The sequence below is a fragment of the Pseudomonas sp. BF-R-24 genome (assembly GCF_019947335.1).
Classification (GTDB): domain Bacteria; phylum Pseudomonadota; class Gammaproteobacteria; order Pseudomonadales; family Pseudomonadaceae; genus Aquipseudomonas; species Aquipseudomonas jessenii.
Genome location: NZ_JAGYGG010000006.1, coordinates 134,689 through 147,304 on the forward strand (window position 1 = coordinate 134,689; position 12,616 = coordinate 147,304).

The 12,616-nt window shown below is 60.3% G+C and carries 11 protein-coding genes; 1 reads left to right on the top strand and 10 read right to left on the bottom strand.

What is annotated here, in order from left to right:
* Nucleotides 1–24 precede the first annotated feature (24 nt).
* On the top strand, nt 25–888 hold the full coding sequence (locus KGA98_RS07165; RefSeq protein ID WP_223501924.1) for an HlyD family secretion protein: 864 nt from the start codon (nt 25–27) through the stop codon (nt 886–888).
* A gap of 115 nt (nt 889–1,003) precedes the next feature.
* On the opposite strand, the gene KGA98_RS07170 is transcribed toward KGA98_RS07165, so the two are convergent.
* The 10 genes from KGA98_RS07170 to algG form a co-directional block, all read right to left on the bottom strand.
* Nucleotides 1,004–1,393 carry a DUF4440 domain-containing protein gene (locus tag KGA98_RS07170; RefSeq protein ID WP_223501925.1) on the bottom strand — a complete coding sequence of 130 codons (390 nt, stop codon included), beginning with the start codon at nt 1,391–1,393 and terminating at the stop codon, nt 1,004–1,006.
* Between the two features lie 139 nt (nt 1,394–1,532).
* The gene (locus KGA98_RS07175) at nt 1,533–2,357 is read right to left on the bottom strand and encodes an SDR family oxidoreductase (protein WP_223501926.1); all 825 of its coding nucleotides are present in this window, start codon (nt 2,355–2,357) and stop codon (nt 1,533–1,535) included.
* A 33-nt stretch (nt 2,358–2,390) separates the two neighbouring features.
* A complete protein-coding gene (locus KGA98_RS07180) occupies nt 2,391–2,855 on the bottom strand; it encodes a hypothetical protein (RefSeq protein ID WP_057713377.1) in 465 nt (154 codons plus the stop codon).
* 289 nt (nt 2,856–3,144) lie between these two features.
* Nucleotides 3,145–4,596 carry a mannose-1-phosphate guanylyltransferase/mannose-6-phosphate isomerase gene (locus KGA98_RS07185; protein WP_090457590.1) on the bottom strand — a complete coding sequence of 484 codons (1,452 nt, stop codon included), beginning with the start codon at nt 4,594–4,596 and terminating at the stop codon, nt 3,145–3,147.
* Nucleotides 4,597–4,810: 214 nt separating this feature from the next.
* Nucleotides 4,811–5,467: an alginate O-acetyltransferase AlgF gene (locus KGA98_RS07190; protein WP_057713379.1), complete on the bottom strand. Its 657-nt coding sequence runs from the start codon at nt 5,465–5,467 to the stop codon at nt 4,811–4,813.
* Between the two features lie 14 nt (nt 5,468–5,481).
* A complete protein-coding gene (locus tag KGA98_RS07195) occupies nt 5,482–6,657 on the bottom strand; it encodes an alginate O-acetyltransferase (RefSeq protein WP_057713380.1) in 1,176 nt (391 codons plus the stop codon).
* An 11-nt stretch (nt 6,658–6,668) separates the two neighbouring features.
* Complete coding sequence (locus tag KGA98_RS07200) at nt 6,669–8,234, bottom strand: MBOAT family O-acyltransferase (protein WP_057713381.1); 1,566 nt, start codon at nt 8,232–8,234, stop codon at nt 6,669–6,671.
* Between the two features lie 215 nt (nt 8,235–8,449).
* On the bottom strand, nt 8,450–9,574 hold the full coding sequence (locus tag KGA98_RS07205; protein ID WP_223501927.1) for a mannuronate-specific alginate lyase: 1,125 nt from the start codon (nt 9,572–9,574) through the stop codon (nt 8,450–8,452).
* 8 nt (nt 9,575–9,582) lie between these two features.
* Nucleotides 9,583–11,031, bottom strand: coding sequence for an alginate O-acetyltransferase (locus KGA98_RS07210; protein WP_223501928.1), 1,449 nt, complete (start codon nt 11,029–11,031; stop codon nt 9,583–9,585).
* 10 nt (nt 11,032–11,041) lie between these two features.
* Entirely contained in the window at nt 11,042–12,616 is a 1,575-nt protein-coding gene (algG, locus tag KGA98_RS07215; RefSeq protein ID WP_223501929.1) for a mannuronan 5-epimerase AlgG, read from the bottom strand.

Genomic DNA, 12,616 nt, shown 5'->3' on the forward strand with positions numbered 1-12,616 from the left:
CTCTCTATCACTGAGAATGCCCCGATGAAAAAGTTTTTCAGCCTGCTCGCGACCTTGCTGGTGCTGGCTCTCGCGCTGTGGATCGGCCGCTCCTTGTGGGAGCACTACATGAACACGCCATGGACCCGCGACGGCCGCGTGCGCGCCGACATCATCAACGTCGCCGCCGACGTCACCGGCGAAGTAGTGGACGTGCCGGTGCGCGACAACCAGTTGGTGAAGAAGGGCGATTTGCTGATGCAGATCGACCCTGAGCACTACCGTCTCGCAGTGAAACAGGCACAGAGTCTGGTGGCATCGCGCAAGGCGACCTGGGAGATGCGCAAGGTCAACGCCCATCGTCGTGCCGATATGGACAACCTGGTGATCTCCCGGGAAAACCGTGACGACGCCAGTAACCTCGCCGACTCGGCCCTGGCTGATTACCAGCAGGCCCAGGCGCAACTGGAAGCCGCCGAGCTCAACCTGAAACGCACTGAAGTGCGCGCGGCGGTGGATGGCTACGTGACCAACCTCAACGTGCATCGCGGCGACTACGCGCGCATCGGCGAGGCTAAAATGGCCGTGGTCGACATGAACTCGTTCTGGGTCTACGGTTTCTTCGAAGAAACCAAGCTGCCCCATGTGCGCGTTGGTGATAAGGCCGACATGCAACTGATGAGCGGCGAAGTGCTCAAGGGCCACGTGGAAAGCATCTCGCGTGGCATCTACGACCGCGACAACCCGGAGAGCCGAGAGCTGATTGCCGATGTGAACCCGACGTTTAACTGGGTACGTTTGGCGCAGCGGGTGCCGGTGCGGATTCACATCGATGAAGTGCCGGAGGGGGTGCTGTTGGCGGCGGGGATCACTTGTACGGTGGTGGTCAAGCAAGGTGATGGGGTATAACCCATTCCCCTGTAGGAGCGAGCCTGCTCGCGATGAACCTGAGAGCGACGCGTACTTTCTGAATGCCTGCGTTATCGTTGACGTCCATCGCGAGCAGGCTCGCTCCTACAGTTGATCAGCAAAACGTCTCCTGCAAATGCCGCCAAAGGATCTTGCCATCCACCTGCTTGAACACCACGGTCGAGCGACGATCCGAGTGCAGTCCGGTGGCATCGGTCTGCTGTTCGCGGTAACTCACGGTCGCGCCACCGTCATGCAACGCAATACCACGCAACTCACTGAGCTCGATGCGGAACCCGAGTTTCTTGCCGCCCGCCAATGTGAACAATTCGTTCAGCGCGTCAAAATCCAGCACCCGGCCGAGCGGCGAGACCATGGAGAACTGCGGCGAAAAACGTGTCAGCAGTTTTTCGAGTTCGCACGCGTCACGTTCTTCGGCCAGCCATTGTTCGATGGCCACGTGGGCCTGGATCACTTCTTCGAAGTATTCGGTGTAGTCGGTCATTGTGCATTTACCTGACGTTTTGTAGGGACTGTGCGGGCCTCTTCGCGAGCAAGCCCGCTCCCACAATTAATTGTGTTTCTTCAGGAACAACTCGGTCAAATGTGGGAGCGGGCTTGCTCGCGAAGGTGTCGACGCGGTCTCAGAGCTGCCCACGCAGCCCGAACCGCTTCATCAGCCCGGACTCGAGCCAACCCTTGGGCAACAAACCCGCAAGCAGCGGCAACGCGCGGCTGCCATTGCCCAGGCGAATCAGACGCGGTGGCTTGTCCTGCTGCACAGCCTTGAGCAAACCGACGGCAAATTCACTGGCCGGGGTCGGGTTGTCCTGAGAGGCTTTGGCCCGGGCGCGTATGCCTTCGCGCAGCGGAAACCATGGCGACTGTTCGCTGATCAGTTGCTCTGCTTCGTGCCCGGCATTCCTGGCGAAACTGGAAGCGATGGCTCCCGGCTGGACTTCCATGACCCGCACACCGAACGGCGCCAGTTCCATGCGCAAGGCATCGCTCAAGGCATGCACGGCGGCTTTCGAGGCACAGTAGGCGCCGGCGAATGGCGTGACCAACACACCTGAAACGCTGCCGATATTCACGACCAATCCTTTGGTCCGGCGCAGCACGGGAAACATCGCGCGAGTGACGCCGACGATGGCGAACACATTGGTTTCGAACTGGCGCTGCATGGCTGGTACGCCACCATCGAGCAGCGGTCCCATGGCGCCATAACCTGCGTTGTTGATCAGCACGTCGAGACCACCGCGCTCTTGGTTGATGCGTTCGCTCAACTGCTCGAGGGCAAAACCGTCGTTTACGTCAAGTTGCACGGCGGTAAATCCGGCAGCGCTCAGCATGGCAACATCTTCGGTCTTGCGCGCACTGGCCCAGACTTCATAGCCGGCGACTTTGAACGCGTCGGCAAGGGCGCGGCCAATGCCGCTGGAGCAACCGGTAATCAACGCAACGGGCATGGCGCATTCCTTGTGCAAAAAGGGGGGGAGGGATCAGTCGGAAAAACTACCCTGCAATCGCTCGGCGCGAAACTCCAGGGTTTCCGGACGGTAGCCAGGGCGCAGTGGCGGCAGCGGCAAACAGTCTTCCCAGTTGCCACCGGCCTGCAATTCACCAGGGCCACGATAGCGCGGGGCGGTGTATTGATTGTCGGCCAGGTTCACCGTATCGCCCGGTGCATAAGCCGCGACCCGCCAGCGCAACTCAGTGAGCGGCACGTCATTGCCGTTGTTCAGGGTCAATTGCAATGGGCGGTCGGCGGGACACTGTTGCGGTGCGTAACTGATGCGCAACTCCAGGCGTTGCAGTTGCTTGAGTTCGTGGTGGTCCATCCAGATGACCCAGGTGGCGACGATGCCCAGCCCCACGGCGGCAGCCACGGATACGGGCAAGGCCTTGGCCGGATAGCGCAGCAACAGGATCAGCCAGGTGATGACCAGCAGGACGCCGATGAACATGACGTGAAATCTCGGGAATAGAGAGGGTCATCCTACCTAAGCGCAGGTGGGGTTGGCGATGGGCGATTCGGTGGTGTGCTGACTGGCCCCATCGCGAGCAGGCTCGCTCCCACAGTGTACCGAGCCGAGCACAAAATATGTGATCAACCCAACACCCTGTGGGAGCGAGCCTGCTCGCGAAGAGGCCAGTCGAGGCACTGCAAAAAACCAGACAAAAAAAGCCCCCGCCCAGCCTGCTGCGGATAGGGAACGCAGCAGGCTGGACGGGGGCTTCTTGTTTTACTGAACGTTACTGCGCGATGGTTTTCACCGACACGCCACGCTCAACCGGCGTCGAGCGCCCGTAGATATCTTCAAACCGCTCGATATCGTCTTCGCCCAGGTAGCTGCCCGATTGAACTTCGATGATCTCCAACGGAATCTTGCCCGGGTTGCGCAAACGGTGAACCGAAGCGATCGGAATGTAGGTCGACTGGTTCTCGGTCAGCAGGAACACGTTCTCGTCACAGGTCACCTCGGCGGTGCCGCTGACCACGATCCAGTGCTCGGCGCGGTGGTGGTGCATCTGCAGGGACAGGCAAGCCCCCGGTTTGACCGAGATGTGCTTGACCTGGAAGCGGCCGCCCATGTCCACCGAGTCGTAGGAGCCCCACGGACGGTAGACCTCGCAGTGGTTCTGGGTTTCGCTGCGGCCCTGTTCGTTGAGGGTGTTGACCATCTGCTTCACGCCTTGGACCTTGTCCTTGTGGGCGATCATCATGGCGTCCTTGGTTTCGACCACGACGATGTTTTCCAGGCCGATCACCGACACGAGCTTGCCGTTGCCGTGGATCATGCAGTTGCGGCTGTCCTGGATCACCACGTCGCCTTTGGTGACGTTGCCGTTGGCGTCTTTTGCATTGACTTCCCACAGCGACGACCAGCAGCCGACATCGCTCCAGCCCGCGGTCAGCGGCACGACGCAGGCGCGTTGGGTTTTTTCCATCACCGAGTAGTCGATGGAATTGTCCGGGCAGCACGCGAAGGTGGCTTCGTCGAAGGTGATGGTGTCGGCATCCTGGTGGCTGCGCTCCAGGGTCAGCACGCAGGTGTCGTAGATGTCCGGATCGTGCTTCTTCAGCTCTTCAAGGAAGCGGCTGGCGCGGAACAGGAACATGCCGCTGTTCCAGAAGTAACCACCGGACTGGACGAACTCGGTGGCGCGTTTCACGTCGGGCTTTTCGACGAAGTGCGAGACGCGGCTGACGCCTTCAGGCAGCAGCGAGTCGTTGGTCGATTTGATGTAGCCATAACCGGTTTCCGGCTTGGTGGCCGGCACGCCGAACAGCACCATTTCACCGTTTTCTGCGGCGACGGTGGCCAGGGCCAGGGCGCGTTGCAGGGCTTTCTGGTCTTCCAGCACGTGGTCCGCCGGCAGCACCAGCATCAGCTCGTCGCGACCTTCATTGACCAGCATCAACGCGGTCAGGGCCACGGCCGGCGCGGTGTTGCGACCGAACGGTTCCATCAGGATGCGCTGGGTTTCCAGCTTGCGCGCGGCCAACTGCTCGTTGACGATGAAGCGGTGGTCCTTGTTGCAGACCACGATTGGCGAATCCATGCCTTCGAACACCAGGCGTTCCAGGGTTTGCTGGAACAGGGTGTGTTCGCCGGTCAGGGCCAGGAACTGCTTGGGGAATTGCTTACGGGAAAGCGGCCAAAGACGTGAGCCACTACCACCTGACAAGATCACCGGAATCATGTTTTTACTCCTTGAAAATCGATTGGTTAGAGCTACTGCGTTCTGTCGTTTCACTCTTGTTTTTGTTCCGTGTCCGGATTGACTACTCGATCTACTGTGGGAGCGGGCTTGCTCGCGAAAGCGGTGGGTCAGTCAACATCATCGTTGAATGTGAATCCGTATTCGCGAGCAAGCCCGCTCCCACAAGGGGATTGGGGTCAATCCGGCAAATTCATTAGCGCGTCGACACCGGGCGTTTCACCCAGACCGGCGACAGGCTGCTGCCGCTGCCAGTGACGTACAGCACTGCGGCTTCACCGCGTTCCAGGGCGACCGGTTTTACGTCGCCGACTTTGGTGGTGCCGTCGTACAAGGCCAGGCTGACCTTGACCGGGTTGATTTCACGCTCGCCGCGGCCCTTGGGCGCAACGTTCGGGACCACGTCGGTCTTACCGTCGGCGGTCTTCAAGGTCAGCGCCTTGTCGCTGAGGTTTTGCACGCGTACCAAGGACTTCTGTTTGTTCTTGAACGGCGGCTCTTCGATCAGTTGCGGGGCGCCGCTGGCGTTGTTGACCAGGGTGTAATAGTGGTCGCCGGCCAGTTTCACCGGCAGGGTCTGGCTGCCAACCTTGGCGCTGTAGTCGCCGCCCGGCATGAAGCTGAAGTCAGTGCTGGACAGTGGCGCGACGTCGCTCAGGTTGGTGCTGCCGACGGTGGCGCTGACTTCGGCGTTGCCGGCGTTGTAGATACGCACGAAGGTCGAGCCTTTCGGTGCGGTCGGGCCGTACAGGGCGGCGTCGCCTGCGGCGAAAGCCTGTACCGACAGCACGCTGAGGCCGGCAACCAGGGCAAAGCTTTTAGCGAGACGACGAGGAGTTGTAGTGAAAGTCATGGTGTACCTCTCTTTCAGTTTTGCGCCCGGTCGGGCGTCTCGGATTTAGTGTTTGCAGCTACGTTTTGTTGGCGGGCGCCGGCTTGTTTAAGCTCTGCGACCCACTGCGGGTCGGCGTCGCCGATTTCGTTGTTCACGGGCAGATATCGTTCAGGGAACTCCCAGATCAGCACCTGTGGCGGGCTGTTCTTGAAGGCGTCGCTCTTGAGGTAGCTGAGCATCGGCAGAATCGGGCCGTGGCCGTCTTCGGCGTAATTGACCACGTCGCTGTTCAGCGCTTGCTTGAGCGCCCCGACGAAGTTCCAGTTGGGGTTGGCGCTGTAGCTGGTGCCGATCAGGGCCACCGGCACTTCGGTGTTGGCGAACAGTGCGTCGTCACCGGCGGATTGATCTTCAGCCACGACCGTATTGCGCTTCTGCAATTGCTCCTGTTTAGGCATCAGGTTTTCGAACAGCGGGTCCAGTGGCAGGAACAGACGCAGGTCGCCCTTGTGCGTAATGGTTTCCGCAGGTTCAGTGACGAAACGCTGGGGCTCGCCGCTTAGCGGGTACTTGTCGGCAATGGTCCTGGCCAGACGGTTGGCGGCGATCTCGGCACCTTGCGGCGTCCAGTGGGTGTCGGTGCGCAGGAACACTTGCTGGCCATTCTGCTTGGCCTGTTGCAGCGGGCCGAGCAGGTCAGGGGCCGGAATACGGTCGGCGGCCAGGCGCTGGTGGAAGTCCTTGTAGAGGTTGGCGTGGATGCTCGCCGGTTTCACTTCACCGAGGTGTTCCGGGTACAGGCGCACCTTGGCCGGCACCACCGCCATCACCAGTTGCACGCCTTTTTCCTTCAAGGTCTGGCGTACGCCTTCGACCAGCGCGTAGTTGCCTTGCAGGTTCAGCTCTTCGTTGACTACCGGGTGGAATTCTTCATCGCTGTACAACCACTGGTCGCGACCGAGCACCACGCCCGGACGACCTTCGTTGAACAGTTTGAAATCCAGCGCGGCCCAGAGGTTGGTGCCCAGGCGTTTGATCGGGAACTCGTCGTCGTAGTGCGTTTCCACGGCTTTGCTCCAGCGGCCGTTGAGCACAGTCGCATCGGCGTTGGTGCTGAAGCCGAAGAAGCTGCGCACCGACCACAGACCGAGCACCAGCAAGGTCACCAGGAACAGCGCGATGTAGAAGATGCGTAATGAGCGGGTCATGGTCAGATCCCTCAGAACTGGAAGTAAAGGAACGGCGAGAAGCTCTGCGCCGAGAGTTTGAGAATCGAGGCAATGAACAGCAGCAGCACCAGCGCACGCATCACGTAACGCGACCAGTCAGCGGTCCAGTAGGCCGGTTGCACTTGGGCTTCGACGCCGACGGTGTAGCCTGGCTGGTGGATGCTCGCCGGGTTATCCCCAGGCACGGCCTTGATCGTTCCCGGTGTCGCAGCGGCCGGGCCGTCGGTGTCGACGCTCACGGCAGGCTTGGTCTTGACCGGAGGCTGGTTGGTGTAGAAGTCGCGCAGGCCGAAGAACGCCAGGGTCACGTAGGCCACGATCAGGGTCGCCACTTGCAGACCGGTGAGGCTGGCCTGGTTGAGTTCCGACAGCGACCAGTCGCCGAAGCTGAACATCGCGCCGTACATGCGCCCGGCGACGTGCAGGTTTTCCGCGCGGAAGATCACCCAGCCCATCACCACCAGCAGGAAGGTCAGTGCCCAGCGGATCGGGTTGAAACTGCGTGGCGAGGTGTTCAGGCCGATGGCTTTCTCAATCGCCAGCCACATGCCGTGCCACGCACCCCAGACGATGTAGGTGATGTTCGCGCCGTGCCACAGACCACCAAGCAGCATGGTCAGGAACAGGTTGCGATAGGTCATCAGAGTGCCTTTGCGGTTACCGCCGAGGGTGATGTACAGGTAGTCACGCAGCCAGGTCGACAGGCTGATGTGCCAGCGCCGCCAGAACTCGGTGATCGATTGGCTGATGTACGGCTGCTTGAAGTTTTCCATGAAGCGGAAACCCATCATCAAGCCCAGGCCGATGGCCATGTCGCTGTAACCGGAGAAGTCGAAATACAACTGCGCGGTATACGCCAGGGCGCCGAGCCAGGCATCGCCCGTGCTCGGGTTTTGCAGGGCAAAGCAGTGGTCGGCCACCACCGCCAGGGTGTCGGCGATGAAGACTTTCTTGATGAAACCCTGCATGAACCGCGTGCAGCCCTCGGAGAACTTGTCGAGGGTGTGGGTGCGGTTGTTGAACTGGTCGGCCAGGTCACGGAAACGCAACACGGGGCCTGCGATCAAGTGCGGGAAGATCGCCACGAACGCTGCGAAGTCGATCAGGTTGCGGGTCGCCGGGGTGTCGCCACGGTAGACGTCGATGATGTAGCTGATGGACTCGAAGACGTAGAACGAGATCCCGATCGGCAGCAGCACGTGGGTCAGGATGAAGGGTTCCAGGCCCACCGACGTCATCATTGCGTTGATGCTGTCGACGCCGAAGTTGGCGTACTTGAAGTAGCCGAGGATGCACAGGTCGACAGCCACGCCGAGCAGCAGCCAGCGCTGCGCCGGTTTGGTCCTGACCCCGGCGGCACCGACTTTCAGGCCGATCCAGTAGTTCCACAGCGTAACGCCGGCGAACAGCGCGAGGAAGTCCACACGCCACCAGGCGTAGAACACGTAACTGGCAATCAGCAGCAGCAAATTGCGATAGCGTTGCCCGCTCAGATAGTACAAGCCGAGGAAGATCGGCAAGAATAAAAACAGGAACACGTTGGACGAAAAAACCATCCCGATCTCTCCTTGTTTGAACCAACAGTCAAGGGCCAACGGCCCCCCCAAACCCCCCACGGAAATCCGGGGGGCATCACACTCAACTAACGTCTTGCACTGACCCAGTGTGGGAGCGGGCTTGCTCGCGAAAGCGGTGCGTCAGTCGACATCTTTGGTGGATGTCAGACCGCATTCGCGAGCAAGCCCGCTCCCACAGGGGATCTGAGTTTGTCCTAGGAACCCTTGCTGCCCTTTTCATTGGCCGGGTCGTAGACCTTGGTCAGGTCACCGCCGAGGCGGAAGGTCTTGAACGGTTGCATCTTGTGCTTCTTCGCCAGCACCTCGGGCGAGCAGGTGTAGAGCGAGCAGAACGGTTCGAGCCAGGCGAATTTCGAGTCGACCTTCAAGTCGGTCATGTCCTGTTCCTTGCCGTTCTTTTCCTCGAACTCATCCGGGTCTTTCACCCCGGCGAGCACGCGATCACCCAAGCGTTTCAATGCGCCGTTGTTTTCCTGGCGCAAGTCCACACCGTTGACCTGGGCGAAACTGGCGATCATCGCCAGCGGCGGCAGGGCGTAGTTGTGGTAGGCCAGGGCCCGTTGCTGACGCTTGAGTTCGTTGGGCAGGTAGCCGTCGGCGTCGACCTGGTTGGCGCCGACCTTGTATTCCTTCACTGCCCAGTCGAACAGGTCGCGACGGTTGGTGGCGACGGACGTGGCCATCACCGACCAGGCGGCCCAGTACGAGTGGTTGTTGGTCTGGTCGAGCGGCAGGTTGTCCCAGTCGCTGACCACCTGGTCGGCCATCTTGCTGAACCAGGCTTCGATCAGCTGCGACTCTTGCTGATGGTTGGCCAGCGGACGGGAGTCGGAGAATTTCAGGCGAATGTACGACGACGCCATGCTGCCCAACGCCCATTTGCGCATGGACTTGCCGGTGTGGTTGAAGTCCTTGGACATCAGCGCATCGGCCTTGGCCCAGGCGGTCAACCAGGTCAGCGTGCACTCCAGTTGTTCCGGGCGGCCGTCACGCATGAACTGCATCACGCGCTTACTGATGCCTCGCTCGATTTTGGTGATGTCGGCGGTGCTTTCGCGGAAGGCTTTTTCCGACTGCTCGTTCAGGGTCGCGCGGGCCTTGTCCGAACCTTCGTATTTGCTGCGAAATTGCAGCGAGCCGGTGTACGGCGTCGGCATCACATCGCAGCCTTCGCTCTTGTCGCCGGTTTTGATTTTTTCAATCGGCGCGAAGTATCCCTGCGGCGGGCGCAGTGGCGCCGCAGCCTGCGCTGCACCGGCGAACATCGCCAGGCTTAACAGGGTGGGTGCCAACAATTTTGAAAGTATCGGATTTCGCATAGCAGACCTCATTGCCCGACCGAAGCAGTACGCTGTTCGGCGCTCGGGAATACGTTGCGTTTGCAGATTTTCGCTTCGACTTTCTGTGGCGTGGTGGCGTTTTCAGGCCCCTGGATTTCGACGGCCAGCAGATTCTGCGTGGCCCAGTCTTCGTCCGTGCGCAACTCGAAGGCGAAACGCCCGTCGGTATCGGAGGTTTCCGGTTTGTCGATCTTGATGTCCTCGTGGCGTCCGTTCATGTACCAGAGGGTGGCTTGCAGGGTTTTCACCGAGGTGTCGGCGAAGCGGATGTCGACCTGGTGACTGCCGTTTTGCAGGTTCAGGTTTTTGCTGTTGACCATCAGTTCATTCTTGCCCGGCTTCAGGGTGGTGCTGCCGGACATCTGCGCATCCTTGCCTTCGCAACCGTTGTCCAGCAGCGCCATCATCTGGCGGTAGATGGTTTCCTGGTCGAGGCGATACAGCGGCGAGAATTCCCAGATGAGAATCTTCGGCGGGTTCTTCTGGAACTCGTCGCTGCCCAGGTACTGCAGCATCGAACCTTCCAGGCCGCCGCCGGGGAACGCCACGTTGAGAATGTCGGCGCCGATGGCCTCTTCGAGGAAACCGGCGAAGTTGTAGTTCTTGCCGCTGTGGGAGGTACCGACCAGGGTGATTTCCGGATTGCCGGAATCGCCGAACAGATCGCCATCGCCCGCTTCGCCCTTCGGCTCGGTGGTGAACTGATCCATGTACTGGATCGCGTAGCTGGTGCCACAGAGTTGACCGGCCATGTTGTGCAATGTTCCGGTCTTGCCCATGCGACCCGACTTGTGGGTCTCGAATTCGCGCTTGGGAATGTCGGCGAACTCAGGCAATTGCTTGACCTTCTCGGCGACGATTTTCGCCGTGCGCTGTGCACCATATGGGGTCCAGTGCTGGTCGCCACGGAAGTAGAAATCGTGGGCGGGCAGGGTGTCGGGCAGTTGCTCGTTGGTCAGCGGCGACAGGTCCGGAACGACATAGCCCATCTGCGCGAAACGACCGAGCATGGTCTTGTAGTTCTGCAGCGCCTTGTCGAAGTCGAAGCTGGCTTTCTCTGCCGGGTTGAGCTTGTTGCGGTTCACCAGGCCACGGGTCGGCTGATAGACCACGACCAGTTCGACACCTTTGCTCTTGAACGCATCGTGCAGTTGTTTCATGCGTTTGTAGCCGGCGGGCGTGGTGTCGAATTCGGTGCGCAAATCTTCTTGCGTACGGAACAACCAGTCGCCCTGGGCCTGTACCAGCGTGGTGAAGTTCTGCTGATAACGGGTGGTGTAGTTCTTCGCATCGTGGGCGGCCGGGCACAGGCTGCAGCACGGTTCTGCGGTGAAGCTAGGCGCTTTGACCTCATCGGCGCGAGCACCACCGCTGGCGGCGAGAATGCCGGCGGTCAGGGCCGACAGGCTGAGTAATTTGATCAAGTGTGGGTGCATAAGATTATCCTCAGTCCCGCATTTCGGTCTGGCGTTCGACGGGGTCGATCAGCACGGCTTTCTGCTGGCGCACCAGCAGGTCGAGAATTTCATCCTGGCGCTCGCCGAGAATCCCCGAAAAGCTGATGCCGCTGGATTTGGTCGGGGCGAGCATGGACACGCGATACAACTCGACACTCAGCGGCGAGTCGATGGATAGCGGCCCGCTACCGTTGGCCGCCAACTCACCGCCGACCACGATCAGCGACACCTGGGCGTCGAACGGGTCGAGCTTGATGTCACGGTCGGTGTTGCTCAGGTCCTTGATGTGCCCGTAGACGCCGGTCAGGCCGTTGGCCATGGCGACGTTTTCGTACAGGCGAATGTTCACGCTGTTACGAATGCGGATGCCGTGGCGCTTGTTGCTCAACACGCGATTGCCCCACAACAGATTGTCGGCACTCTCGTAGAGGGTGATGCCGTCGGTGTGGTTCTGGTAGATCTCGTTGTGGGCGATCAGGTTGTTCACGCTGTTACGGTCGATCACCAGGCCCGACAACTTGTTGTCGTAGCTGCGGTTGTTGAAGATGAAGCTGTCGTTGACCTCACGGGAAATAATGATCCCGTGCTTCTTCTTGGTCCCGTACACCGTGTTGTCGGCAATGATCAGACCGTGGGAACGGTCGTGGGGGTCGATGCCGTAGACGATGTTGTCTTTGTAGGTGTTGCCCTTGACCACGAAGTCGCGGGTTTCATAGCAGTAGAAGCCGTACCACATGTCCGAGAACTCGGAGCCGACGATCCAGCCGGTCGGCTCAGGGCGCTTGAGCACCTTGGCCATGTTCGGCGTGTACTGGGAAATACTCACGCCGTAGGATTTACTGTTGGCGTAGCCGAAACTGGCGATCTTGCTGTTGGCGATGTAGGTCTCGGTGCCGCCCCAGGACAGCAGGAACGGACGGAATTCCTTGGGCGAATTGAACGTCGCCGGGCCGTTGTCTTTCTCGCGCCAGCCAGTGATTTTTGTGTCACGCACGAACAGCTGGCCGTCGTTGACCAGGAACGAGCCGGCTTCCTGGGACAGGCGCAGTTCCTGGGTCTGCTTGTCGATTTCCAGGATGCCGTGGCGACCGACCACGATCGGCAACTTCGCCAGGAACACACCCGGCGAGGTTTCGCTGAAGTACTGCTTGGGGACCTTTTTCGCCAGATCCTTGAGGTTCATGTAGCCGTCGTCGACGAAGATCGCCTGGGGGATGCCGTGCTGACGCACTACCCACTCGGCCATCTTGTTGTCGCCACCGATGAAGTCCTTCAGGGCGTCTTCCTGCATCATCCGGCGCAGGCTGATCTTGCCCGGTTTGCTGCGCACGATCTTCGCGGCGATGGCTTCGGCTGTGTAGCCGGAAACGTCCGGCAGTTTCGGCGTGGCCAGTTCCAGCGGCGCGGTCGGTGCGCTGCTGACGGTGTAGGTCTTGGCCTGTTGCAGTTCCTTGGCCGTGGTTGCCGGCTTCGCCGGCTCCACATTGGCGAAGCCAGTCGCACTGGCCAGCAGCATCGCGCCGGCCAGCAGGCTGATCGAGCCTTTTCGGGCTGGATGATTCAT

Coding starts and splice junctions, on each gene's coding strand:
- KGA98_RS07165 (WP_223501924.1), top strand. CDS start 25: ATGAAAAAGTTTTTCAGCCTGCTCGCGACCTTGCTGGTGCTGGCTCTC.
- KGA98_RS07170 (WP_223501925.1), bottom strand. CDS start 1,393: ATGACCGACTACACCGAATACTTCGAAGAAGTGATCCAGGCCCACGTG.
- KGA98_RS07175 (WP_223501926.1), bottom strand. CDS start 2,357: ATGCCCGTTGCGTTGATTACCGGTTGCTCCAGCGGCATTGGCCGCGCC.
- KGA98_RS07180 (WP_057713377.1), bottom strand. CDS start 2,855: ATGTTCATCGGCGTCCTGCTGGTCATCACCTGGCTGATCCTGTTGCTG.
- KGA98_RS07185 (WP_090457590.1), bottom strand. CDS start 4,596: ATGATTCCGGTGATCTTGTCAGGTGGTAGTGGCTCACGTCTTTGGCCG.
- KGA98_RS07190 (WP_057713379.1), bottom strand. CDS start 5,467: ATGACTTTCACTACAACTCCTCGTCGTCTCGCTAAAAGCTTTGCCCTG.
- KGA98_RS07195 (WP_057713380.1), bottom strand. CDS start 6,657: ATGACCCGCTCATTACGCATCTTCTACATCGCGCTGTTCCTGGTGACC.
- KGA98_RS07200 (WP_057713381.1), bottom strand. CDS start 8,234: ATGGTTTTTTCGTCCAACGTGTTCCTGTTTTTATTCTTGCCGATCTTC.
- KGA98_RS07205 (WP_223501927.1), bottom strand. CDS start 9,574: ATGCGAAATCCGATACTTTCAAAATTGTTGGCACCCACCCTGTTAAGC.
- KGA98_RS07210 (WP_223501928.1), bottom strand. CDS start 11,031: ATGCACCCACACTTGATCAAATTACTCAGCCTGTCGGCCCTGACCGCC.
- algG (WP_223501929.1), bottom strand. CDS start 12,616: ATGAATCATCCAGCCCGAAAAGGCTCGATCAGCCTGCTGGCCGGCGCG.